The following is a 22,020-nucleotide window of genomic DNA, read 5'->3' as shown; positions in this document are numbered from 1 at the left end:
AACGAAGTGTCTCTGATCGCTTCTGACCAATTCCGTATCGTTGTCGGCCTCGGCAAGAGCGGCATGTCCCTGGTGCGCTTCCTGGCGCGCCGGGGCGTTGCCTTTGCCGTGGCCGACACGCGCGAGAATCCGCCGGAGCTGGCGACGCTGCGCCGTGACTACCCGCAGGTGGAAGTGCGTTGTGGCGAGCTGGACGTGGATTTCCTGTGCCGCGCCAACGAGCTGTACGTCAGCCCCGGCCTGGCCTTGGCCACGCCTGCCTTGCAGCAGGCCGCCGCCCGTGGCGTGAAACTGTCGGGTGACATCGAGCTGTTCGCGCGTAACGCGCAGGCGCCCATCGTGGCCATCAGCGGCTCCAACGCCAAGAGCACCGTCACCACCCTGGTGGGCGACATGGCCGCCGCGGCCGGCAAGCGCGTGGCCGTGGGCGGCAACCTGGGTACTCCGGCCCTGGACCTGCTGGCCGACGACGTCGAGCTGTACGTGATGGAGCTGTCCAGCTTCCAGCTGGAAACCACCGATCAGCTCAACGCCGAAGTGGCCACCGTGCTGAACATCAGCGAAGACCACATGGACCGCTACAGCGGCCTGCCGGCCTATCACCTGGCCAAGCACCGGATTTTCCGTGGCGCGCGCCAGGTGGTGTACAACCGCCAGGACGCCCTGACCCGTCCGCTGATGGGCGAGGGCCTGCCGTGCTGGACCTTCGGCCTCAACAAGCCGGATTTCAAGGCCTTTGGCCTGCGTGAAGAGAATGGCCAGAAATACCTGGCCTTCGAATTCCAGAACCTGATGCCGGTCAGCGAATTGAAGATTCGTGGCTCGCACAATCAGGCCAACGCCCTGGCTGCGCTGGCCCTGGGCCACGCCGTGGGCCTGCCGTTCGAGCCGATGCTGGCCACCCTGCGCACCTTCGCAGGCCTGGCCCATCGCTGCCAATGGCTGCGCGAGCGTAACGGCGTGAGCTACTACGACGACTCCAAGGCCACCAACGTCGGTGCTGCCCTGGCGGCCATCGAAGGGCTGGGTGCCGACATCGACGGCAAGCTGGTGCTGGTCGCTGGTGGCGATGGCAAGGGGGCCGATTTCTCCGGCCTGAAAGCGCCGGTGGCTGCCCATTGCCGCGCCGTGGTGTTGCTGGGTCGCGACGCTGAACTGATCGCCGATGTGCTGGGCGACGACGTGCCGCTGGTGCGGGTCAAGACCCTCGACGAAGCCGTCGCACAATGCGCCGCCCTGGCCCAGCCCGGTGACGCCGTGCTGCTGTCGCCGGCCTGCGCAAGCCTGGACATGTTCAAGAACTATGAAGAGCGTGGGCGCCTGTTCGCCCAGGCCGTGGAGGGCTTGTCATGATTTTTGGCGTGATCAAGCCATACCCGTCGCCGCTGATCACCGGTCGCGGCATTGACGTCGATTTCCCGATGCTGGCCGGCTGCCTGGCACTGCTGGGCCTGGGCCTGGTGATGATCACTTCGGCGTCGTCCGAAGTGGCCGCCGTGCAATCGGGCAACCCGCTGTACATGATGATCCGTCACCTGGTGTACCTGGTGCTGGGCCTGGGCGCCTGCGGCGTCACCATGATGGTGCCGATCGCCACCTGGCAGCGCCTGGGCTGGCTGATGCTGCTGGGCGCCTTTGGCTTGCTGGTGCTGGTGCTGGTGCCCGGCATCGGCCGCGAGGTGAACGGCTCGATGCGCTGGATCGGCTTCAGCGCGTTCAACGTGCAACCTTCGGAAATCGCCAAGGTGTTCGTGGTGATCTTCCTGGCCGGTTACCTGATCCGTCAGCAGAAGGAAGTGCGCGAAACCTGGATGGGCTTCTTCAAGCCGTTCATCGTGCTGCTGCCCATGGCCGTGCTGCTGCTGATGGAGCCTGACTTCGGTGCCACCGTGGTCATGATGGGCGCTGCGGCGGCCATGCTGTTCCTGGGTGGCGTGGGCCTGTTCCGCTTCGCCCTGATGGTGGTGCTGGCGGTGGCTGCGGTGTTCATCCTGGTGCAGGCGCAGCCCTACCGCATGGCGCGTCTGACGACCTTTACCGACCCGTGGGCCGACCAGTTCGGTTCCGGCTACCAGCTGACCCAGGCACTGATCGCCTTCGGTCGCGGTGGCTGGCTGGGCGCAGGCCTGGGCAACAGCGTGCAGAAGCAGTTCTACCTGCCTGAAGCGCACACCGACTTCGTGTTCTCGGTATTGGCCGAGGAGCTGGGCGTGGTCGGCTCGCTGTGCACCGTGGCGCTGTTCGTGTTCGTGTGTATTCGCGGCATGTACATCGGCGTATGGGCCGAGCGCAGCAAGCAATTTTTCGCCGCCTACATGGCCTACGGCCTGTCGTTCCTGTGGATCGGCCAGTTCCTGATCAACATCGGCGTGAACGTCGGCCTGTTGCCCACCAAGGGCCTGACCCTGCCGTTCCTCAGTTACGGGGGCAGCTCGCTGGTGATCTGTTGTGCCTGCCTGGGCTTGCTGCTGCGCATCGAATGGGAGAGTCGCACGCACCTGGGCAGTGAAGAAACCGAGTTCAACGAGAGCGACTTCGCCGAGGAGCCTGCCCGTGGCCGGTAACGTAGTGATCATGGCAGGCGGCACTGGCGGGCATGTGTTCCCGGCGCTGTCCTGCGCGCGCGAATTCCAGGCCCGTGGCTACACCGTGCACTGGCTGGGCACCCCGCGCGGCATCGAAAACGAATTGGTCCCGCAGGCCGGCCTGCCGCTGCACCTGATCAACGTCGCCGGCCTGCGCGGCAAGAGCAAGCTGTCGCTGCTCAAGGCCCCGTTCGTACTGGTACGCGCGTTGCTGCAGGCGCGCGCGATCATGCGCACGCTCAAGCCTGTGTGCGTGGTGGGCTTCGGTGGCTACGTCACCGGCCCCGGCGGCCTGGCCGCGCGCCTGTGCGGCGTGCCGGTGATCGTCCACGAGCAGAACGCCGTGGCCGGTACTGCCAACCGTTTGCTGGCGCCGCTGGCCGCACGCATCTGCGAGGCCTTTCCGAACACCTTCGGGGCATCGGCCAAGCGTCGCACCACCGGCAACCCGGTGCGCCCCGAGCTGTTCCTGGAAACCCCGCGCCAGGCCCTGGCCGGTCGCCGGCCGCGCCTGCTGATCACCGGTGGCAGCCTGGGCTCCGAGCCCCTGAACAAACTGATTCCTGCCGCACTGGCGCTGGTGCCCGAGGCCATTCGCCCCGAGGTGTTCCACCAGACCGGCAAGCAACACGATGAAATCACCGCCCAGCGTTATCGCGAGGCCGGGATCGAGGCGCAAGTGGCGCCGTTCATCAAGGACATGGCCCAAGCCTACGGCTGGGCCGACATGGTGGTGTGCCGTGCAGGCGCACTGACCGTCAGCGAGCTGGCCGCAGCGGGCCTGGCCTCGGTGCTGGTGCCCTTGCCCCATGCGATCGACGACCACCAGACGCGAAACGCCGAATATCTGGCCCGCGAAGGCGCTGCCTTCCTGATGCCACAAGCGACAACCGGCGCAGCCGAGCTGGCTGAACGCCTGAACGAGGTTTTGATGCAACCGGAAAAACTCAACACCATGGCGAGCACCGCACGCCGCCTGGCCAAGCCCGATGCAACCCGTACCGTTGTCGACGTCTGCCTGGAGGTGGCCCATGGTTGAGAATCAGAAAGCCATGCCACAACCGGAAATGCGCCGCATCCGTCGCATCCACTTCGTCGGCATCGGCGGCGTGGGCATGTGCGGCATCGCCGAAGTGCTGCTGAACCTGGGCTACCAGGTGTCGGGCTCCGACCTCAAGGCGTCGGCCGTCACCGAGCGCCTGCAGTCGTTCGGCGCGCAGATCTTCATCGGCCACCGCGCCGAGAACGCCGCCACCGCCGACGTGCTGGTGGTGTCCAGCGCCGTCAACACCTCCAACCCGGAAGTGGCCACGGCGCTTGAGCGTCGCATCCCCGTGGTGCCGCGCGCCGAGATGCTGGCCGAGCTGATGCGCTACCGTCACGGCATCGCCGTGGCCGGTACCCATGGCAAGACCACCACCACCAGCCTGATCGCCTCGGTGTTCGCCGCCGGTGGCCTGGACCCGACGTTCGTCATCGGTGGCCGCCTGAACGCCGCCGGCACCAACGCGCAGCTGGGCACCAGCCGCTACCTGATCGCCGAAGCCGATGAAAGCGACGCCAGCTTCCTGCACCTGCAGCCGCTGGTGGCCGTGGTCACCAACATCGACGCCGACCACATGGCGACCTACGGTGGCGACTTCAACAAGCTGAAGAAAACCTTCGTCGACTTCCTCCACAACCTGCCGTTCTACGGCCTGGCCGTGGTGTGCCTGGACGACCCGGTGGTGCGCGAGATTCTGCCGCAGATCGCCCGTCCGACCCTGACCTACGGTGTCAGCGAAGAAGCCGACGTGCGCGCCATCAACATCCGTCAGGAAGGCATGCTGACCTACTTCACCGTGCTGCGCCGCGACCGCGAGCCGTTGAACGTGTCGGTGAACATGCCCGGCAACCACAACGTGCTCAACGCCCTGGCCACCATCGCCATTGCCACGGATGAAGGCGTCACCGACGAGGCCATCGTGCAGGGCCTGTCGGGCTTCCAGGGCGTGGGCCGACGCTTCCAGGTGTACGGCGAACTGCCGGTGGAAGACGGCAGCGTGATGCTGGTCGACGACTACGGCCACCACCCCACCGAAGTGGCCGCCGTCATCCGCGCCGTGCGCGGTGGCTGGCCGGAGCGCCGCCTGGTGATGGTTTACCAGCCGCACCGCTACAGCCGTACCCGCGACCTGTACGACGATTTCGTCCAGGTGCTGGCCGACGCCAACGTGCTGCTGCTGATGGAGGTCTACCCCGCCGGCGAAGAGCCTATCCCGGGTGCCGACAGCCGCCAGCTGTGCCACAGCATCCGCCAGCGCGGCCAGTTGGACCCGATCTATATCGAGCGTGGCGTGGAACTGGCCCCTCTGGTCAAGCCACTGCTGCGTGCCGGCGACATCCTGCTGTGCCAGGGCGCCGGCGACATTGGCGGGCTCGCCCCGCAATTACTGAAAAGTCCGTTGTTCGCCGCTGAAAAGGCCGGCGAGGGGAAATTGAAATGACAGCCAGTACCTCATCCTCCCTGCTATCGACCATCGCCCCGAAAGACTTCGGGCGCGTGGCCGTGCTTTACGGCGGCAAGAGCGCCGAGCGGGAGGTTTCGCTGAAGTCCGGCGCTGCCGTGCTTGAAGCCCTGCAAAGCGCGGGCGTGGACGCTTTCGGCCTGGACGTGGGCGACGACCTGCTGGCGCGCCTGCAAAGCGAGAAGATCGACCGCGCCTTCGTCATCCTCCACGGCCGTGGCGGTGAAGACGGCAGCATGCAAGGCCTGCTGGAGTGCCTGAACATTCCGTACACCGGCAGCGGCATCCTGGCCTCGGCGCTGGCGATGGACAAATTGCGCACCAAGCAGGTGTGGCAAAGCCTGGGCCTGCCCACGCCGCATCACGCGGTATTGGCCAGCGAAGCCGACTGTATTTCCGCGGGCACGGAACTGGGCTTCCCTTTGATCGTCAAACCGGCCCATGAAGGTTCAAGTATCGGTATGGCCAAAGTGTCCAGCGTCGAAGAATTGATCGGCGCATGGAAAGCGGCCAGCACCTACGATTCGCAAGTCCTGGTGGAACAATGGATTCAAGGTCCGGAGTTCACCATCGCGACCCTGCGTGGCCAGGTCCTGCCGCCTATCGCCCTGGGCACCTCGCACTCGTTCTACGACTACGACGCCAAATACGTGGCCAACGATACCCAGTATCGAATCCCGTGCGGCCTCGACGCTACCCGCGAACAAGAGCTGATCGACCTCACGGCACGTGCCTGTGAAGCCATCGGCATTGCCGGCTGGGCACGCACCGACGTCATGCAGGACGAGCAGGGGCGTTTCTGGCTGCTTGAAGTCAACACGGCCCCAGGCATGACTGACCACAGCCTGGTCCCCATGGCAGCTCGCGCTGCCGGTCTGGATTTCCAGCAATTGGTGCTGGCGATCCTGGCCGACAGCGTAGAGGCGCGAGGGTAAACCCATGAACGGCGCGACGCTTCGTCATCAGCAACCCGCACCCGGCCGCAACAAGCCGGTGCCCCGTGGCGCCAGCCGTATGGTGGCGCAAGAGCCCATGGGCGCACGGGTACGCAAGGCCAATTTCAGCTTCCTGAAGAAGCTGTTCTGGCCGGTGTTGCTGGTGGTGCTGGGCGTCGGTACCTACGAGGGCGCCATTTACCTGATGCCCTACGCCGACCGGCCGATCACCAAGATCAACGTGCAGGGCGACCTGAGTTACATCAGCCAGCAGGCGGTGCAGCAGCGCATCGCCCCGTACGTGGCCTCGACTTTTTTCACCATCGACCTGACCAGCATGCGCACCGAGCTTGAACAGATGCCGTGGATCGCCCACGCCGAAGTTCGCCGCGTATGGCCTGACCAGGTGGTGATCCGTCTGGAAGAGCAATTGCCCGTGGCCCGTTGGGGGGACTCGGCATTGCTCAACAACCAGGGTGAGGCGTTCGCGCCACGCGAGCTGGCCAACTACGAGCACCTGCCGCAACTGGTGGGGCCGCAGCGTGCCCAGCAACAGGTGATGCAGCAGTATCAGGTGCTCAGCCAGATGCTGCGGCCGATGGGCTTTTCCATCGTGCGCCTGGAGTTGCGTGAGCGTGGCAGCTGGTTCCTCACCACCGGCGCAGGGAGCGCAGGTCCTGGCATCGAACTGTTGCTGGGGCGTGACCACCTCGTCGAGAAAATGCGCCGTTTCATTGCCATTTACGACAAGACACTGAAAGACCAGATCACGAATATCGCAAGCATCGACCTGCGCTACGCCAACGGCCTGGCCGTGGCCTGGCGTGATCCGAATGCGCAGCCGACGGCCCAAGCCGCCGTCGCGAAGAATTAAGAAGAGGCAGGACCATGGCAAACGTGCAAAGCGGGAAAATGATCGTCGGTCTGGACATCGGCACCTCCAAGGTGGTGGCGCTGGTGTGCGAAGTCGCGGATGACGGTTCGCTGGATATCGTCGGGATCGGTACCCACCCTTCGCGCGGCCTGAAGAAGGGCGTAGTGGTGAATATCGAGTCCACCGTGCAATCGATCCAGCGCGCGGTGGAAGAGGCCCAGCTGATGGCGGGCTGCCGTATCCACTCGGCGTTCGTTGGCATTGCCGGCAATCACATCCGCAGCCTCAACTCCCACGGCATCGTGGCGATCCGTGATCGCGAAGTCAGCAGCGCTGACCTTGAGCGCGTGCTCGACGCTGCCCAGGCCGTGGCCATCCCGGCTGACCAGAGGGTCTTGCACACCCTGCCGCAGGACTACTCCATCGACAACCAGGAAGGCGTGCGCGAGCCGCTGGGCATGTCCGGCGTGCGTCTGGAAGCCAAGGTCCACGTGGTGACCTGCGCCGTCAACGCTGCGCAGAACATTGAAAAGTGCGTGCGCCGCTGCGGCCTGGAGATCGACGACATCATCCTCGAGCAACTGGCCTCGGCCTACTCGGTGCTGACTGACGACGAGAAAGAGCTGGGCGTGTGCCTGGTGGACATCGGTGGCGGTACCACCGACATCGCCATCTTCACCGAAGGCGCCATCCGCCACACCGCGGTGATCCCGATCGCGGGCGACCAGGTTACCAACGACATCGCCATGGCGCTGCGTACCCCGACCCAGTACGCCGAAGAGATCAAGATCCGCTACGCCTGCGCCCTGGCCAAGCTGGCCGGTGCCGGCGAAACCATCAAAGTGCCAAGCGTGGGCGACCGTCCGCCGCGCGAGCTGTCGCGCCAGGCCCTGGCCGAAGTGGTCGAGCCGCGCTACGACGAGCTGTTCACCCTGATCCAGGCCGAACTGCGTCGCAGCGGCTACGAAGACCTGATCCCCGGCGGCATCGTGCTGACTGGCGGTACGTCGAAGATGGAAGGCGCAGTTGAACTGGCCGAAGAAATTTTCCACATGCCGGTACGCCTGGGCGTGCCGCATTCGGTGCGCGGCCTGGCCGACGTAGTGCGCAACCCGATTTACTCCACCGGCGTGGGCTTGCTGATGTACGGGCTGCAGAAGCAGAACGATGGCACCACCCTGACCGGTCTGGGTAACAGCAACAACAGTTATGGCGAAGAACCCAAGGCACCCGTGCTGGAAAGATTGAAACGTTGGGTTCAAGGCAATTTCTGAGTTTCAGATTCATTGGCTGTAGTAGGCGCTAAAACTAGAGAAAGGAGAGGGAACATGTTCGAACTTGTAGACAACATCCCGCAAAGCCCGGTAATCAAAGTTATCGGTGTGGGTGGTGGCGGCGGCAACGCGGTCAACCACATGGTCAAGAGCAACATCGAAGGCGTCGAATTCATCTGCGCCAACACTGATGCTCAAGCCCTGAAAAACATTGGCGCGCGTACCATCCTGCAACTGGGCACCGGCGTGACCAAGGGCCTGGGCGCTGGCGCCAACCCTGAGGTCGGCCGTCAGGCGGCCCTGGAAGACCGCGAGCGTATCGCCGAAGTACTGGTCGGTACCAACATGGTCTTCATCACCACCGGCATGGGTGGCGGTACCGGTACCGGTGCTGCGCCGATCATTGCCGAAGTGGCGAAGGAAATGGGCATCCTGACCGTTGCGGTCGTGACCCGTCCGTTCCCGTTCGAAGGCCGCAAGCGCATGCAGATCGCCGATGAAGGCATCCGCGCGCTGTCCGAAAGCGTCGACTCGTTGATCACCATCCCCAACGAGAAGCTGCTGACCATCCTGGGCAAGGATGCAAGCCTGCTGTCGGCCTTCGCCAAGGCTGACGATGTACTGGCCGGTGCCGTTCGCGGTATCTCCGACATCATCAAGCGTCCAGGCATGATCAACGTCGACTTCGCCGACGTCCGTACCGTGATGAGCGAGATGGGCATGGCGATGATGGGCACCGGCTGCGCCAGCGGTCCGAACCGTGCGCGTGAAGCGACCGAGGCGGCCATCCGCAACCCGCTGCTCGAAGACGTCAACCTGCAGGGCGCCCGCGGCATCCTGGTGAACATCACCGCAGGTCCAGACCTGTCGCTGGGTGAGTATTCCGACGTGGGTAGCATCATCGAAGCGTTCGCCTCCGACCACGCGATGGTCAAGGTGGGTACCGTTATCGACCCGGATATGCGCGACGAGCTGCACGTGACCGTGGTTGCCACCGGCCTGGGTGCCAAGATCGAGAAACCTGTGAAGGTCATCGACAACACCCTGCAAGCCGCTTCCCAGCAAGCAGTCGCCCAACAGGCGCCCGCTCGTCAGGAACAGCCGTCGGTGAACTACCGCGACCTGGACCGTCCTACCGTGATGCGCAATCAGGCACACGCAGGCGCGGCACAGGCTGCCAAGCTCAACCCGCAAGACGATCTGGACTACCTGGACATCCCGGCATTCCTGCGTCGTCAGGCTGATTGATGGAATTTATCAGGGCTATGAAGGTGATTGGTGTTCAGCAAAGGCCGGGTCTGCTATTATCGCCAGCCTTTGTTGATACCAGTTCGCAATTTGCGCTGAAGCGGCCAATGCCATGATTAAACAACGCACCCTGAAGAATATTATCCGTGCCACCGGTGTAGGCCTGCACTCTGGGGAGAAGGTATACCTGACCCTCAAGCCGGCACCCGTGGATACTGGCATCGTTTTCTGTCGTGCCGACCTGGATCCAATGGTGCAGATTCCTGCGCGAGCGGAAAATGTCGGCGAGACCACGATGTCGACCACTCTGGTCAACGGCGATACCAAGGTAGACACGGTTGAGCACTTGCTCTCGGCCATGGCTGGCCTGGGCATCGATAACGCCTACGTCGAGCTCTCCGCGTCCGAAGTCCCGATCATGGATGGTAGTGCAGGACCCTTCGTATTCCTGATTCAATCTGCCGGCCTGGAAGAACAGGACGCAGCCAAGAAGTTCATCCGCATCCTGCGCGAAGTGACCGTGGAAGATGGCGACAAGCGCGCCACTTTCGTGCCCTTCGACGGGTTCAAGGTGAGTTTCGAGATCGATTTCGACCACCCGGTGTTCCGCAACCGCACCCAAAGTGCAAGCGTCGACTTTTCCAGCACGTCCTTCGTGAAGGAAGTCAGCCGCGCCCGTACCTTTGGTTTCATGAGTGACATCGAGTACCTGCGCAAGCACAACCTCGCACTCGGCGGCAGCGTTGAAAACGCAATCGTCGTGGACAAGGACGGCGTGCTGAACGAAGACGGTCTTCGATACGAAGACGAATTCGTCAAGCACAAGATCCTCGACGCCATCGGTGACCTCTACCTGCTGGGCAATAGCCTGATTGGTGAGTTCCGTGGCTTCAAGTCCGGCCATGCGCTGAACAACCAGCTCCTGCGCAAGCTCATCGAGCAGAAGGATGCCTGGGAAGTGGTGACTTTCGAAGATGCCAGTACGGCACCGATCTCTTACATGCGTCCCGTGGCGGCAGTGTAAGTCGAACACTCTCTTCTCTAGATGTTCTTGAGGCCACCTTCGGGTGGCCTTTTTTATGCTTGGGATTTGTGGTGCCTGCTTCCCGGGCAGAGCCCGGTCCTACACCGGTCGGGCCATGGGTGTCAGATAGGCAAAGCGTACAGCTTTTGGCGGCACCGCAGGATTATCCTTGAGCCTCCAAAGGCGGACCGCTTTGCTTAACTGACACCACTGCCGCGACCGGTGTAGGACCGGGCTCTGCCCGGGAAAAGGCCACCACCCACCTCACCCCTTTGGCTTGCCCGCATGCGCCGCCAGCCGCTCCAGCGCCGCGCGCAAGCCAGGATCAGTAATGCCTTCAGCCGTGGACTGGATATTCTCCGCCGACTGCGCCGACAGATCGATGCTGCGGCTGCCCGTGCTGCGCTGCACCGTGGGCGGCTGTACCTTGAACAGGATGCGCGTCAGGTTGATGAACTCTGGCAAGGCCTGCAGATCACGCAGCAGGCGCTTCTGCTGATAACGCAGGCGTGTAGCCCAATGGCCATCAGTGACAATTAGCAGCAGGCAGCCTTCACGCCACGAAGCCACATAGCAGTGTTCGCGTGCGGCCGGCTGCAGTTGGCTTTCAAACAGTCGCTGCAGGTGCGACAGGCGTTGTGCCTGGCTGAACAGGGCCTTGAGAGGCTTGGCTTCGCGCAGCAAAACGCCGGGCGCCCGGGCGGGGAGGGGGCGGAAGGCCATAGGGGAAACCTGAAGTTACAGAGCCGCCATGGTAGCAGAAACCGCCTGTTTCGAGCCGCAATCACCCGTTCGGTTACATAACTTCTTCACCGGATGGGTTGAAGTTGGGAAAAAAGCCCTTATTGTAAAAAAGCCCCGTCAAAGCGCTGTGCCAGCATCGTGGAAATAACGCCACTTTCCTCCTCGCCGTTTCCGGGTAGAATGCTCGTTCGCATGCGGCCATGAGGGCTGCACGGGCGACTCACGGGGCCGCCCTCCATCCCTACGTGTGGAAGATCCTGCCGATATGTTTGCGCCTTTGTTAAAAAAACTTTTTGGAAGCAAGAACGAGCGTGAAGTCAAACGCATGCTCAAGACGGTACAGATCGTCAATGCCTTCGAAGAGCAGATGGTGGCCCTCTCGGACGAGCAGCTGCGCGCCAAGACCGCAGAGTTCAAGGCCCGCCTGGCAAAAGGCGAGACCCTCGACAAGCTTCTGCCAGAAGCCTTCGCGGTCTGCCGTGAAGCCGGCAAGCGTGTCATGGGAATGCGCCACTTCGACGTCCAGCTCATTGGTGGCATGACGCTGCATGAAGGCATGATCGCCGAAATGCGCACCGGTGAAGGCAAGACCCTGGTCGCAACCCTGGCCGTGTACCTCAACGCACTGTCCGGCAAGGGCGTGCACGTGGTCACCGTCAACGACTACCTGGCCCGTCGAGACGCCAACTGGATGCGTCCGCTGTACGAATTCCTCGGTCTGACCGTGGGCGTCGTCACGCCTTTCGCGCCGCCTGAAGAAAAGCGCGCTGCCTACGCCGCCGACATCACCTACGGGACCAACAACGAGTTCGGTTTCGACTACCTGCGCGACAACATGGCGTTCAGCCTGGAAGAGAAATTCCAGCGCGAGCTGAATTTTGCCGTGATCGACGAAGTCGACTCCATCCTCATCGACGAAGCCCGTACCCCGTTGATCATCTCCGGCCAGGCCGAGGACAGCTCCAAGCTGTACACCGAGATCAACCGCCTGATCCCAAGCCTTGAGCAGCACATCGAGGAAGTGGAAGGCCAGGTGACCAAGGCCGGTCATTACACCGTGGACGAGAAAACTCGCCAGGTGGAAATGAACGAAGCCGGTCATCAGTTCGTGGAAGAGATGCTCACCCGCGTCGGCCTGCTGGCCGAGGGTGAAAGCCTGTATTCGGCGCACAACCTGGGCCTGCTGACCCACGTCTACGCCGGCCTGCGCGCCCACAAGCTGTTCAACCGCAACGTCGAATACATCGTCCAGGACGGGCAGATCCTGCTGGTCGACGAGCACACCGGCCGCACCATGCCGGGCCGTCGCCTGTCCGAAGGCCTGCACCAGGCCATCGAGGCCAAGGAAAACCTGAACATCCAGGCCGAGAGCCAGACCCTGGCCTCGACCACGTTCCAGAACTACTTCCGCCTGTACAACAAGCTGTCCGGCATGACCGGTACCGCTGACACCGAGGCGTTCGAGTTCCATCAGATCTACACCCTGTCGGTCATGGTGATCCCACCCAACAAGCCGCTGGCGCGCAAGGACTTCAACGACCTGGTCTACCTGACCGCGGACGAGAAGTACGCTGCCATCGTCACCGACATCAAGGAAAGCATGGCCCAGGGCCGCCCTGTGCTGGTGGGTACTGCCACCATCGAAACTTCCGAGCACATGTCCAACCTGCTCAACAAGGAAGGCATCGAGCACAAGGTGCTGAACGCCAAGTTTCACGAGAAGGAAGCCGAGATCATCGCCCAGGCCGGTCGCCCGGGTGCACTGACCATCGCCACCAACATGGCCGGTCGTGGTACCGACATCCTGCTGGGCGGCAACTGGGAAGTGGAAGTGGCGTCCCTGGAAAACCCTACCCCCGAGCAGATCGCCCAGATCAAGGCCGACTGGCAGAAACGCCACCAGCAAGTGCTGGAATCGGGCGGCCTGCACGTGATCGCTTCCGAGCGTCATGAATCGCGCCGTATCGACAACCAGCTGCGTGGCCGTGCCGGCCGCCAGGGTGATACCGGTTCGAGCCGTTTCTACCTGTCGCTGGAAGACAGCCTGATGCGCATCTTCGCCTCTGACCGGGTGAAGAACTTCATGAAGGCCCTGGGCATGCAGTCCGGCGAGGCCATCGAGCATCGCATGGTGACCAACGCCATCGAAAAGGCGCAGCGCAAGGTTGAAGGCCGTAACTTCGATATCCGCAAGCAATTGCTGGAGTTCGACGACGTTGCCAACGAACAGCGTAAAGTGATCTACCACATGCGCAACAGCCTGCTGGCTGCGCAGAACATCGGCGACACCATTGCCGAGTTCCGTCAGGAAGTGCTGGACAGCACCGTCAGCGCCCACATCCCGCCACAGTCGCTGCCTGAGCAGTGGGACGTGGCCGGCCTGGAAGCGGCCCTGCTGAGCGACTTCGGCGTGAAGCTGCCAATCCAGCAGTGGCTGGACGAAGACGATCACCTGTACGAGGAAACCCTGCGCGAGAAGCTGCTCACCGAGCTGCTGGCGGCCTACAACGAGAAGGAAGAGCAGGCCAGCGCCGATGCCCTGCGCACCTTCGAGAAGCAGATCCTGCTGCGCGTGCTGGACGACCTGTGGAAAGATCACCTGCAGACCATGGACCACCTGCGTCACGGTATCCACCTGCGTGGCTACGCCCAGAAGAACCCAAAACAGGAATACAAGCGCGAGTCGTTTACCCTGTTCCAGGAACTGCTGGAGTCGATCAAGCGCGACACCATCCGCGTGCTGTCGCACGTGCAGGTTCGCCGCGAAGATCCGGTCGAGGAAGAAGCACGCCTGCGCCGCGAAGCCGAGGAACTGGCTGCGCGCATGCAGTTCGAACACGCCGAGGCACCTGGCCTTGAAGCCCCTGAGCTGGTAGCCGAGGAAGGCGAAGACGTCGCCCTGGCCGCAGCCCCCGTGCGCAACGACCAGAAGCTGGGCCGCAACGAGCTGTGCTGGTGTGGTTCGGGCAAGAAGTTCAAGCACTGTCACGGCCAGATCAACTGACGATCCGGCTCTGACCTGAAACATCCGCGCCGCGACCGGCTTCCAGCCGTCGCGGCGTTTTTCCATCGTTAGCGCCGTGTGCTGGAACACGGCGTCCGTCTTAGCAGGAGTGTTCACATGGCTGTTGGTCTGGGTCCTTTGCCAACGTTGCACCCGGTGGCTGGTTTCGAGCTTGGTATCGCTTCGGCGGGCATCAAGCGCCCTGGGCGCAAGGATGTGGTCGTGATGCGCTGCGCTGAAGGTTCGAGCGTGGCCGGTGTCTTCACCTTGAATGCGTTCTGCGCCGCGCCGGTGATCATCGCCAAGCAGCGCGTGCAGGGCACTGTGCGTTACCTGCTGACCAACACCGGCAACGCCAACGCCGGTACCGGCGAGCCTGGCCTGGTTGCGGCCGAGCGCACCTGCGCCAGCCTGGCCAAGCTGGCGGGCGTTGACGCCAGCGCGGTACTGCCGTTCTCCACCGGCGTGATCGGTGAGCCACTGCCGGTCGAGAAGATCGAAGGCGCCCTGCAGGCGGCCCTGGACGATCTGTCGGTGGACAACTGGGCGGCTGCCGCCACCGGCATCATGACCACCGACACCCTGCCCAAGGGTGCAAGTCGTCAGTTCGTGATCGATGGCGTGACCGTCACCGTCACCGGCATTTCCAAGGGCGCGGGCATGATCCGCCCGAACATGGCCACCATGCTCGGCTACATCGCCACCGACGCCAAGGTCGCCCCGGCGGTGCTCAAGGACCTGATCCTGGACGGTGCCAACAAGTCGTTCAACCGCATCACCATCGACGGTGACACCTCCACCAACGACTGCTGCATGCTGATCGCTACCGGCCAGGCCAACCTGCCGGAAGTCACCGAAGCCCGTGGCGAGCTGTTCGACGCGCTGAAAAAAGCCGTGTTCGAAGTGTGCATGGAAGTGGCCCAGGCCATCGTCCGTGACGGCGAAGGCGCTACCAAGTTCGTCACCGTGCAGGTGAACGGCGGCGGCAACCACCAGGAGTGCCTGGACGTCGGTTACGCCGTGGCCCACTCGCCGCTGATCAAGACCGCACTGTTCGCCTCCGACCCCAACTGGGGCCGCATCCTGGCCGCCGTCGGCCGTGCCGGCGTGCCGGAGCTGGACGTCAGCAAGATCGACGTGTACCTGGGTGAAGTGTGCATCGCCAGCCGTGGCGGCCGTTCGGCCACCTACACCGAAGAGCAGGGCTCTGCGGTGATGGCGCGCGAAGAAATCACCATTCGTATCGAGCTGGGCCGTGGTGACTGCAGCGAAACCATCTGGACCACCGACCTGTCCCACGAATACGTGAAAATCAACGCCGAATACCGTACGTAACCCCGTAGCCGCTGCCGAAGGCTGCGCTGGGCCTGCCTTTCACTGGAGATCTCCAGCGTACGCGGGGGCCAGCGCAGCCTGGCGGCAGCGGCTACAGGATACTGGAGTACCCATGAAACGCATTCATGTAGCCGCCGCCGTCATCCGCGGCGCAGACAACCGTATCCTCATCGCCCGGCGTGCCGACACTCAGCACCAGGGCGGCCTGTGGGAGTTCCCTGGTGGCAAGGTGGAGGAGGGCGAAAGCGTGCGTGTGGCGCTGGCCCGTGAACTGGCTGAAGAACTGGCCATCACCGTCACCGCAGCGCGCCCGCTGATCAAGGTGCAACACGACTACCCCGACAAGCAGGTATTGCTGGACGTCTGGGAAGTCTCGGCCTTCACCGGCGAGCCCCACGGTGCCGAGGGCCAGCCGCTGGCGTGGGTCACCGCTCGTGAGTTGCCCAATTACGAATTCCCCGAAGCCAACCGCCCGATCGTCAAGGCGGCCGGCCTGGCCAGCGAATACCTGATTACCCCCGATGGCCTGGAAACCCCAGAGCTGCTGCGCGGCATTCAAAAAGCCATCGCCAACGGCACGCGCCTGGTACAACTGCGCGCGCCCAACGGCTACGACCCGAAATACCGTGACCTGGCGGTGGATGCAGTGGGTTTGTGCGCCGGCAAGGCGCAGCTGATGCTCAAGGGGCCGTTGGAGTGGCTGGGGGACTTCCCTTCGGCGGGTTGGCACCTGACCGCCGAGCAACTGCGCAAGTACGCCAGCAAGGGCCGTCCGTTCCCGCGTGAGCGGTTGTTGGCGGCGTCGTGCCACAACGCGGAAGAGCTGGCGCTGGCGCAGCAGATGGGTGCTGACTTCGTCACCCTGTCGCCGGTGCAGCCGACTCAGACGCATCCTGATGCCCAGCCATTGGGTTGGGAAACGGCTGCCGAGTTGATCGCAGGCTTCAACTACCCGGTGTTTCTGCTCGGTGGCGTGGGGCCGGCGGACAAGCAGCGTGCGTGGGACCTTGGTGCGCAGGGCGTGGCGGGCATCCGCGCGTTCTGGCCGCAACCCTGATCCCGCACGCCACCATCGCGCACCCCGCTATCACGTAGCCGCTGCCGCCAGGCTGCGCTGGCCCTCATGCCCCCTGGAGATCTTCAGTGAGGCATGGGGCCAGCGCAGCCTGGCGGCAGCGGCTACGCGTCGGCGGTGTCAGGGCTTTGCCGCAGGCTGCCAGAGAATCTCCGCCACCCCCTGACGCCGCGCAATAATCCGCGCCGCCACAAACAACAGGTCCGACAGCCGGTTGATGTAGGCCAGCCCCACACCCCCCAAAGGCTCCACCGCATTCAAATGCTGACAGCGCCGCTCGGCACCACGCGCCAGGCTGCGGCACACGTGGGCCTGGGCAATCAGCGCAGAACCGCCCGGCAGGATGAAATTCTCCAGCGGCCCCAGTTCCTCGTTCCACAGGTCGATCACCTGCTCCAGCCGCTCCACCTCCGCCGCATTCAACGCCTGATAGGCCGGCATCGCCAGCTCACCCCCCAGGTCGAACAAGCGGTGCTGGCACGGCGCCAAGGCCTCAACCACCTCGTCCAGGCGTGCATCCTCGGCACAGCCGGCCAGCAGCAGCCCCAGCTGGCTGTTAAGCGTGTCGACCTCGCCAATGGCTTCCACGCGCGGGTGGTCCTTGCCCACGCGGCGGCCGTCGCCCAGCCCCGTCTCGCCTTTGTCGCCAGTACGGGTGTAGATCTTTGACAGGCGAAAGCCCATGTCTTATGTCTCCGAGGTCAAGAGGGTGGCCGGCACGGTGCTGGCGATCAGGGGCAGGCGCAAGGTGAAGCAGGTGCCCAGGCCCGGGGTGGACTGCACCTCCATCTGCCCCTTGTGGTTGTTGGTGATGATGAAATAGGAAACCGATAGCCCAAGCCCGGTGCCCTGGCCGATTTCCTTGGTGGTGAAGAACGGCTCGAAGGTACGTTTGCGCACTTGCTCGGGCATGCCCACGCCGTTGTCCTCCACCTGGATTTCCGCCCACGGCGGGTTCAGCCGGGTGCGCAGGGTGATGCGCCCGGGCTCTGCACCTTCGGGGCGCTGGTGGATGGCCTGGGCGGCGTTCTTCAGCAGGTTGAGCAGCACCTGCTCAAGCTCGTTCGCCGTGCCGGGCACCGGGCCCAGGTTGGGGTCGAACTGGCGGATGATGTTCTGGCCCTTGAAGTCGAAGCCGATGGCCAGGTCGAAGTCATTGCCGGCGATTTCCACGGCCTGGTCGATCAGCGCGGGCAGGTCGCACGGCGCCAGTTGGCGGTTGCTGCGGCGGCTGAAACTGAGCATGTGGGTGACGATCTTCGCCGCGCGAGCGCCGGCTTGCTGGATGCCGTCCAACAGTTGCGGGATCTCGCGGTTGTGCAGGTACAGGTTGACCGTGGCCAGGTCGACGCCGGCCTCGGCGGCGGCTTCGACATTGCGAGGCAGGTCGGCGGACAGGCGGCGGCGCACGTTCTGCACGTTGTGCAGGATCGCCCCCAAGGGGTTGTTGATCTCGTGGGCCATGCCGGCGGCCAGCCCACCCACCGACAGCATTTTTTCCGACTGCACCATCATTTCTTCCAGCGACAGGCGCTGGCTGATGTCGTCGATACGGATCACCACACCGCGCCCGGCACCGCCCATCAGCGGGTAGAAGGTCAGGGCGTAATGGTGGGCAACGTCGTCCTTGACCCAGGTCACGCGTTCGATCTTGGCCACGGTGTGGCGCTCCACGGTGGTCTTGAGCTGCGGCAGGAAGGGCTTGAGCGGCTCGAAGGCGAGGAAGATCGGCTGGTTCAGGGCTTCGTCCAGCGGCGTGCCGGAGAGCGCGCTGGCCTCCTGGTTCCACTGAGTCACGTAGAGCTGCTCGTCCAGCGCGATCAGCGCCGAGGGCATGGAGTCGATGATGCTGTTGAGGTAGTTCTGGAAACCGGTGAGCTTCTTCTCGATCTTGCTGCGCACCTGCACTTCCAGCTCGAGTTTGCGGTTGGTGTGGCGGGTTTCCTCGGCCAGGCCCTGGGCCTGGTCATAGGCGGCCTGGGAGTCGTCCCTGGCGCGCTTGAGCTGTTGCTCGCGGGCTTCGATGCGCGACAGCATGGTGTTGAACGCCTCGGCCAGGCTGCCGATCTCGTCATGGTTGCCGGGGGCGGCGCGCAGGGCGTAGTTCTCTTCGCGGGTGACCTGGCGCGACAGCTCTTCAAGCTGGTAGATGGGCTGGGTGATCAGGCGCTTGATCTGCCGGGCGATGATCAGCCACAGCAGCACGCTGAACACCAGGATGCCGAGGCTTGCGGTGAGCGTGCCAGTGTAGAAGGCCATGGGCAGCTCGCTGCTGGCCACCAGCAGCAGGTGCCCCGACGGTTTGCCGCTGCGCGGCAGGTTGACCAGTTGGGTGCTGCGAAATTCGGTCTGGCGCCACTTTTCCATGGCGCGGTAATGCTCGGGTACCTTCAGTGACTGGCCATGCTGCAACTGTGCCAGCAGCTTGCCGTCGCTGTCATACACCGCCGCGGCGCGCAGGGGCGAGTAACTGTTGAGCTCTTCCAGCAACGCCTGGGCGCTTTGCGGCGAGTCCAGCGCCTCGATGGCCAGGGCCGGGTTGGTGACCAGCTTGCCGATGGTCTGCAGGGCCTGGGGCGCCATGCTTTCCTGGGAGATCCAGTAGGCGGCACTGATGAAGGTAAGGTTGGCGACCAGCAGCACGGTGGTCAGCAACACCAGCAGGGCGGCGAGCAGTTTTTGCCCCACCGGCAGGTTTTCTAGGCGCTGGCGCAATGGCATCGGCAGGTCCGTCTCTGTGGAAAAGGCTTTCAACCTTGAGTGTATCAAAGCGCGACAGGGCTTCAGGTGCTGGGCAGGCCCAGGGCCTGCAGGTGTTGGACCAGTTGTGCGTGCAGTTGTTGCAGGTGCGGCAGGCTGCGACGGTGGCGCTCGGCGGCGGCGCAGGCGTACCCCAACAGGTAGCTGATTTCGGTGCGCTGGCCGCGGGCGACGTCCTGGTGCATGGACGAGAAGTTGGCTGCCGTGGCCTGGATTACCCGCTGCACTTCCTCCAGCAGATTGACCGCCGCCTCGGGCTGCCCGCAGTGCTCGAGCAATTCCGCCAGCTCTGCGCACAGGGTCGCGACCTGGGCCGGGTGCTGTTGCAGCTCACCGTTGCGACAGTCGTGCAGCACGGTCAGCGGGTTGATGGCGCAGTTGAGTGCCAGCTTGCGCCACAGGCGGGTGAGGATGTCGGCGGTCCACTGATGGGGGATGCCGCTGTCGCTCAGCTCATTGAGCCAGTAAGGCGACTGGGGATTGGCCGGGTCACCCAGCCAGGTGAAACCATGGCCGGCAAAGGTTACCTGCCAGTCGCCGCTGCGGAACGCGCCCTCGGTGCTGGAGGCGAAGATGCAGCGGGCGTGGGGCACGGCGGCGGCCACCGCGTCCTGGCTGCCCAGGCCGTTCTGCAGCAGGATCACTTCAGCGCCTTCGGCCAGGCGCGGGGCCAGGCGCGCCGCCACCTGTTCGGCATCGTAGGCCTTGCAGGCCAGCAGCAGTCGCTTGATCGGTGCCTGGCTGTCGAAGGTTTCGGCAGGCATGGGGTAGCGGTGGGCGACGTCCTGCTCGATCAGCGTCAGGCCGCCTGCGGCCGCATAACTGGCCAGGCGCGCCGCATCACGCAACATCAGGGTCACGGGCAGGCCCTGGCGCGCCAGGCGGCACGCCCACAGGGTGCCCAGGCTGCCGGCGCCCAGAATGTGCCAAGGCGTACGTTGCATCAGTTGCGTACCGGATCGGGGTTCGACATAGGTGTCTCGTGTCGTGGGAAGGCAATCTGCCGCCGCATGGGACCAACTTCGCGCATGAAGGGGCGTTGTGCAGTGCTGGCAACCGTTATAATGACCCGGCATTTTAACCGTCAAGCCAGGCGTGCTCCATCTGTACCGAGCTGCGCCGTTTTTTTTGGAGAATTTTACATGCCCTCGTTCGACGTAGTGTCCGAGCTGGACAAGCACGAAGTCACCAACGCGGTGGAAAACGCCGTCAAGGAACTGGACCGCCGCTACGACCTGAAAGGCAAAGGCACCATCGAGTTCAAGGAACTGACCGTCACCCTGACCGCCGAGGCTGAATTCCAGCTGGAAGCCATGATCGAGATCCTCAAGCTGGCGCTGGTCAAGCGCAAGCTCGACGTGAAGTGCCTGGAAGTCAAAGACGCCTATGCCTCGGGCAAGGTAATGAAGCAGGAAGCCACCCTGCGCGAAGGTATCGACAAGGAGCTGGCGAAGAAGATCGTCGCGCACATCAAGGACGCCAAGCTCAAGGTGCAGGCCGCCATCCAGGGCGAGCAAGTGCGCGTCACCGGCAAGAAGCGCGACGACCTGCAGGAAGCCATCGCTGCCCTGCGCGCCAAGGAATTCGACATGCCGCTGCAGTTCAACAACTTCCGCGACTGAGTGCCCGGGGAACGTCGCAGGGAACCTGACGGGGGCTTGCGGCGTCCCACCCCCGTGGCGCGGGTGAATCGATTGCGCCAATCGGCATTAGGAGAGCCCTTATGGATGTAAACGCAGAAGTGGACCAACTCGTCCAGAAGTCCCAAACCTGGATCCCGATGATCATGCAGTACAGCAGCCGCGTGCTGCTGGCCGTGGTGACCCTGGCCATTGGCTGGTGGCTGATCAACCAGCTGACCCTGCGGGTGGGCAAGTTGCTGGCCCTGCGCAACGCCGACCTGGCGCTGCAAGGCTTCATCAGCAGCCTGGCCAACATCGCGCTGAAGATCATGCTGATCGTCAGCGTGGCGTCGATGATCGGCATCGAGACCACGTCTTTCGTCGCCGCCATCGGTGCCGCCGGCCTGGCCGTGGGCCTGGCGTTGCAGGGCAGCCTGGCGAACTTCGCGGGTGGGGTGCTGATTCTGCTGTTCCGTCCGTTCCGCATTGGCGACTGGATCGAAGCCCAGGGCGTGCAGGGTACCGTGGACAACATCATGATCTTCCACACCGTGCTGCGCACCGGTGACAACAAGACCGTGATCCTGCCCAACGGCCCGCTGTCCAACGGCATCATCACCAACACCAACCGCCAGCCGACCCGCAAGATCACCTACGACATCGGCGTGGACTACGATGCCGACCTGCAGAAGGCCCGCGAAATCCTGCTGGACCTGGCCAAGGATCCGCGCGTGCTGGAGAGCCCGGCGCCCGAGGCCGTGGTGTCGACCCTGGGCGACAGCTCGATCACCGTGTCGCTGCGTTGCTGGGTCAACACCTCCGACATGGGTGGCGTGACCAACATGATCAACGCCGAGATTCGCGACCGGCTGCGTGCGGCGAACATCGACATACCGTTCCCGCAGCGTGTGGTGCGGGTGGTGTCCGAAGCCGCCCAGTAACAAAAAAAGCCCCTGTTGAAGGGGCTTTTTCTTGGCAGGGATCTGTGTTGCCCGCTTCCCGAGCTTCGCCCGGTCCCACAGGGTTCGATGTG

At 63.7% G+C, this 22,020-nt stretch carries 18 protein-coding genes; 14 read left to right on the top strand and 4 right to left on the bottom strand.

The features are described 5' to 3' along the window. Positions 1-6: 6 nt before the first annotated feature. The 9 genes from murD (at position 7) to lpxC (ending at position 10,447) form a co-directional block, all read left to right on the top strand. A complete protein-coding gene (murD, locus tag ACZ9GA_RS23575) occupies positions 7-1,353 on the top strand; it encodes a UDP-N-acetylmuramoyl-L-alanine--D-glutamate ligase (RefSeq protein ID WP_457360432.1) in 1,347 nt (448 codons plus the stop codon). After that, entirely contained in the window at positions 1,350-2,564 is a 1,215-nt protein-coding gene (gene ftsW / locus ACZ9GA_RS23570; RefSeq protein ID WP_455923505.1) for a putative lipid II flippase FtsW, read from the top strand. The genes murD and ftsW overlap by 4 nt, the downstream gene beginning before the upstream one ends. Then, positions 2,554-3,624, top strand: coding sequence for an undecaprenyldiphospho-muramoylpentapeptide beta-N-acetylglucosaminyltransferase (gene murG / locus ACZ9GA_RS23565; RefSeq protein WP_457360434.1), 1,071 nt, complete (start codon positions 2,554-2,556; stop codon positions 3,622-3,624). The genes ftsW and murG overlap by 11 nt, the downstream gene beginning before the upstream one ends. Beyond that, complete coding sequence (gene murC, locus ACZ9GA_RS23560) at positions 3,617-5,071, top strand: UDP-N-acetylmuramate--L-alanine ligase (RefSeq protein WP_457360436.1); 1,455 nt, start codon at positions 3,617-3,619, stop codon at positions 5,069-5,071. Before murG ends, murC begins: the two co-directional genes overlap by 8 nt. Beyond that, positions 5,068-6,027, top strand: coding sequence for a D-alanine--D-alanine ligase (locus tag ACZ9GA_RS23555; RefSeq protein WP_457360437.1), 960 nt, complete (start codon positions 5,068-5,070; stop codon positions 6,025-6,027). Before murC ends, ACZ9GA_RS23555 begins: the two co-directional genes overlap by 4 nt. 4 nt (positions 6,028-6,031) lie before the next feature. Beyond that, on the top strand, positions 6,032-6,901 hold the full coding sequence (locus ACZ9GA_RS23550) for a cell division protein FtsQ/DivIB (protein ID WP_455923501.1): 870 nt from the start codon (positions 6,032-6,034) through the stop codon (positions 6,899-6,901). Between the two features lie 14 nt (positions 6,902-6,915). Further along, positions 6,916-8,175, top strand: coding sequence for a cell division protein FtsA (ftsA, locus tag ACZ9GA_RS23545; protein ID WP_027976872.1), 1,260 nt, complete (start codon positions 6,916-6,918; stop codon positions 8,173-8,175). Between the two features lie 54 nt (positions 8,176-8,229). Beyond that, positions 8,230-9,423, top strand: a complete 1,194-nt coding sequence (gene ftsZ, locus ACZ9GA_RS23540; protein WP_027976873.1) for a cell division protein FtsZ — start codon at positions 8,230-8,232, stop codon at positions 9,421-9,423. Positions 9,424-9,535: 112 nt separating this feature from the next. Further along, positions 9,536-10,447, top strand: coding sequence for a UDP-3-O-acyl-N-acetylglucosamine deacetylase (gene lpxC / locus ACZ9GA_RS23535; RefSeq protein WP_008365412.1), 912 nt, complete (start codon positions 9,536-9,538; stop codon positions 10,445-10,447). 264 nt (positions 10,448-10,711) lie between these two features. Here lpxC and ACZ9GA_RS23530 read toward each other — a convergent pair whose 3' ends face one another. Beyond that, positions 10,712-11,170, bottom strand: a complete 459-nt coding sequence (locus ACZ9GA_RS23530) for a DUF721 domain-containing protein (protein WP_457360440.1) — start codon at positions 11,168-11,170, stop codon at positions 10,712-10,714. A 286-nt stretch (positions 11,171-11,456) separates the two neighbouring features. On the opposite strand from ACZ9GA_RS23530, the gene secA reads away from it, so the two are divergent. The 3 genes from secA (at position 11,457) to ACZ9GA_RS23515 (ending at position 16,587) form a co-directional block, all read left to right on the top strand. Then, positions 11,457-14,195, top strand: coding sequence for a preprotein translocase subunit SecA (gene secA, locus ACZ9GA_RS23525; RefSeq protein ID WP_457360442.1), 2,739 nt, complete (start codon positions 11,457-11,459; stop codon positions 14,193-14,195). A gap of 117 nt (positions 14,196-14,312) precedes the next feature. Continuing rightward, positions 14,313-15,530: a bifunctional glutamate N-acetyltransferase/amino-acid acetyltransferase ArgJ gene (gene argJ / locus ACZ9GA_RS23520; protein WP_457360444.1), complete on the top strand. Its 1,218-nt coding sequence runs from the start codon at positions 14,313-14,315 to the stop codon at positions 15,528-15,530. A gap of 112 nt (positions 15,531-15,642) precedes the next feature. Then, positions 15,643-16,587, top strand: a complete 945-nt coding sequence (locus tag ACZ9GA_RS23515) for a Nudix family hydrolase (protein WP_457360445.1) — start codon at positions 15,643-15,645, stop codon at positions 16,585-16,587. Positions 16,588-16,725: 138 nt separating this feature from the next. On the opposite strand, the gene ACZ9GA_RS23510 is transcribed toward ACZ9GA_RS23515, so the two are convergent. The 3 genes from ACZ9GA_RS23510 to ACZ9GA_RS23500 all read right to left on the bottom strand — a co-directional run bounded on the left by ACZ9GA_RS23510 (position 16,726) and on the right by ACZ9GA_RS23500 (position 20,309). Beyond that, positions 16,726-17,289, bottom strand: a complete 564-nt coding sequence (locus ACZ9GA_RS23510; RefSeq protein WP_457360447.1) for a cob(I)yrinic acid a,c-diamide adenosyltransferase — start codon at positions 17,287-17,289, stop codon at positions 16,726-16,728. A gap of 3 nt (positions 17,290-17,292) precedes the next feature. Beyond that, complete coding sequence (locus ACZ9GA_RS23505; RefSeq protein WP_457360449.1) at positions 17,293-19,326, bottom strand: sensor histidine kinase; 2,034 nt, start codon at positions 19,324-19,326, stop codon at positions 17,293-17,295. 62 nt (positions 19,327-19,388) lie between these two features. Continuing rightward, positions 19,389-20,309 carry a putative 2-dehydropantoate 2-reductase gene (locus tag ACZ9GA_RS23500; RefSeq protein WP_457360451.1) on the bottom strand — a complete coding sequence of 307 codons (921 nt, stop codon included), beginning with the start codon at positions 20,307-20,309 and terminating at the stop codon, positions 19,389-19,391. Between the two features lie 198 nt (positions 20,310-20,507). On the opposite strand from ACZ9GA_RS23500, the gene ACZ9GA_RS23495 reads away from it, so the two are divergent. Continuing rightward, a complete protein-coding gene (locus ACZ9GA_RS23495; protein WP_027976882.1) occupies positions 20,508-20,987 on the top strand; it encodes a YajQ family cyclic di-GMP-binding protein in 480 nt (159 codons plus the stop codon). A 101-nt stretch (positions 20,988-21,088) separates the two neighbouring features. Next, positions 21,089-21,928, top strand: coding sequence for a mechanosensitive ion channel family protein (locus ACZ9GA_RS23490; protein ID WP_457360453.1), 840 nt, complete (start codon positions 21,089-21,091; stop codon positions 21,926-21,928). Positions 21,929-22,020: the final 92 nt, after the last annotated feature.

The organism is Pseudomonas sp. TE3644, assembly GCF_056278815.1.
This window is presented reverse-complemented; position numbering and strand designations above follow the sequence as displayed.

Bases quoted from the DNA above. Each gene is read 5' to 3' on its own strand.
- secA (WP_457360442.1), top strand. From the start codon at position 11,457: ATGTTTGCGCCTTTGTTAAAAAAACTTTTTGGAAGCAAGAACGAGCGT.
- ACZ9GA_RS23495 (WP_027976882.1), top strand. From the start codon at position 20,508: ATGCCCTCGTTCGACGTAGTGTCCGAGCTGGACAAGCACGAAGTCACC.
- ACZ9GA_RS23530 (WP_457360440.1), bottom strand. From the start codon at position 11,170: ATGGCCTTCCGCCCCCTCCCCGCCCGGGCGCCCGGCGTTTTGCTGCGC.
- ACZ9GA_RS23510 (WP_457360447.1), bottom strand. From the start codon at position 17,289: ATGGGCTTTCGCCTGTCAAAGATCTACACCCGTACTGGCGACAAAGGC.
- lpxC (WP_008365412.1), top strand. From the start codon at position 9,536: ATGATTAAACAACGCACCCTGAAGAATATTATCCGTGCCACCGGTGTA.
- ACZ9GA_RS23500 (WP_457360451.1), bottom strand. From the start codon at position 20,309: ATGCAACGTACGCCTTGGCACATTCTGGGCGCCGGCAGCCTGGGCACC.
- ftsA (WP_027976872.1), top strand. From the start codon at position 6,916: ATGGCAAACGTGCAAAGCGGGAAAATGATCGTCGGTCTGGACATCGGC.
- ftsZ (WP_027976873.1), top strand. From the start codon at position 8,230: ATGTTCGAACTTGTAGACAACATCCCGCAAAGCCCGGTAATCAAAGTT.
- murC (WP_457360436.1), top strand. From the start codon at position 3,617: ATGGTTGAGAATCAGAAAGCCATGCCACAACCGGAAATGCGCCGCATC.
- ftsW (WP_455923505.1), top strand. From the start codon at position 1,350: ATGATTTTTGGCGTGATCAAGCCATACCCGTCGCCGCTGATCACCGGT.
- ACZ9GA_RS23550 (WP_455923501.1), top strand. From the start codon at position 6,032: ATGAACGGCGCGACGCTTCGTCATCAGCAACCCGCACCCGGCCGCAAC.
- argJ (WP_457360444.1), top strand. From the start codon at position 14,313: ATGGCTGTTGGTCTGGGTCCTTTGCCAACGTTGCACCCGGTGGCTGGT.
- ACZ9GA_RS23505 (WP_457360449.1), bottom strand. From the start codon at position 19,326: ATGCCATTGCGCCAGCGCCTAGAAAACCTGCCGGTGGGGCAAAAACTG.
- ACZ9GA_RS23490 (WP_457360453.1), top strand. From the start codon at position 21,089: ATGGATGTAAACGCAGAAGTGGACCAACTCGTCCAGAAGTCCCAAACC.
- ACZ9GA_RS23515 (WP_457360445.1), top strand. From the start codon at position 15,643: ATGAAACGCATTCATGTAGCCGCCGCCGTCATCCGCGGCGCAGACAAC.
- ACZ9GA_RS23555 (WP_457360437.1), top strand. From the start codon at position 5,068: ATGACAGCCAGTACCTCATCCTCCCTGCTATCGACCATCGCCCCGAAA.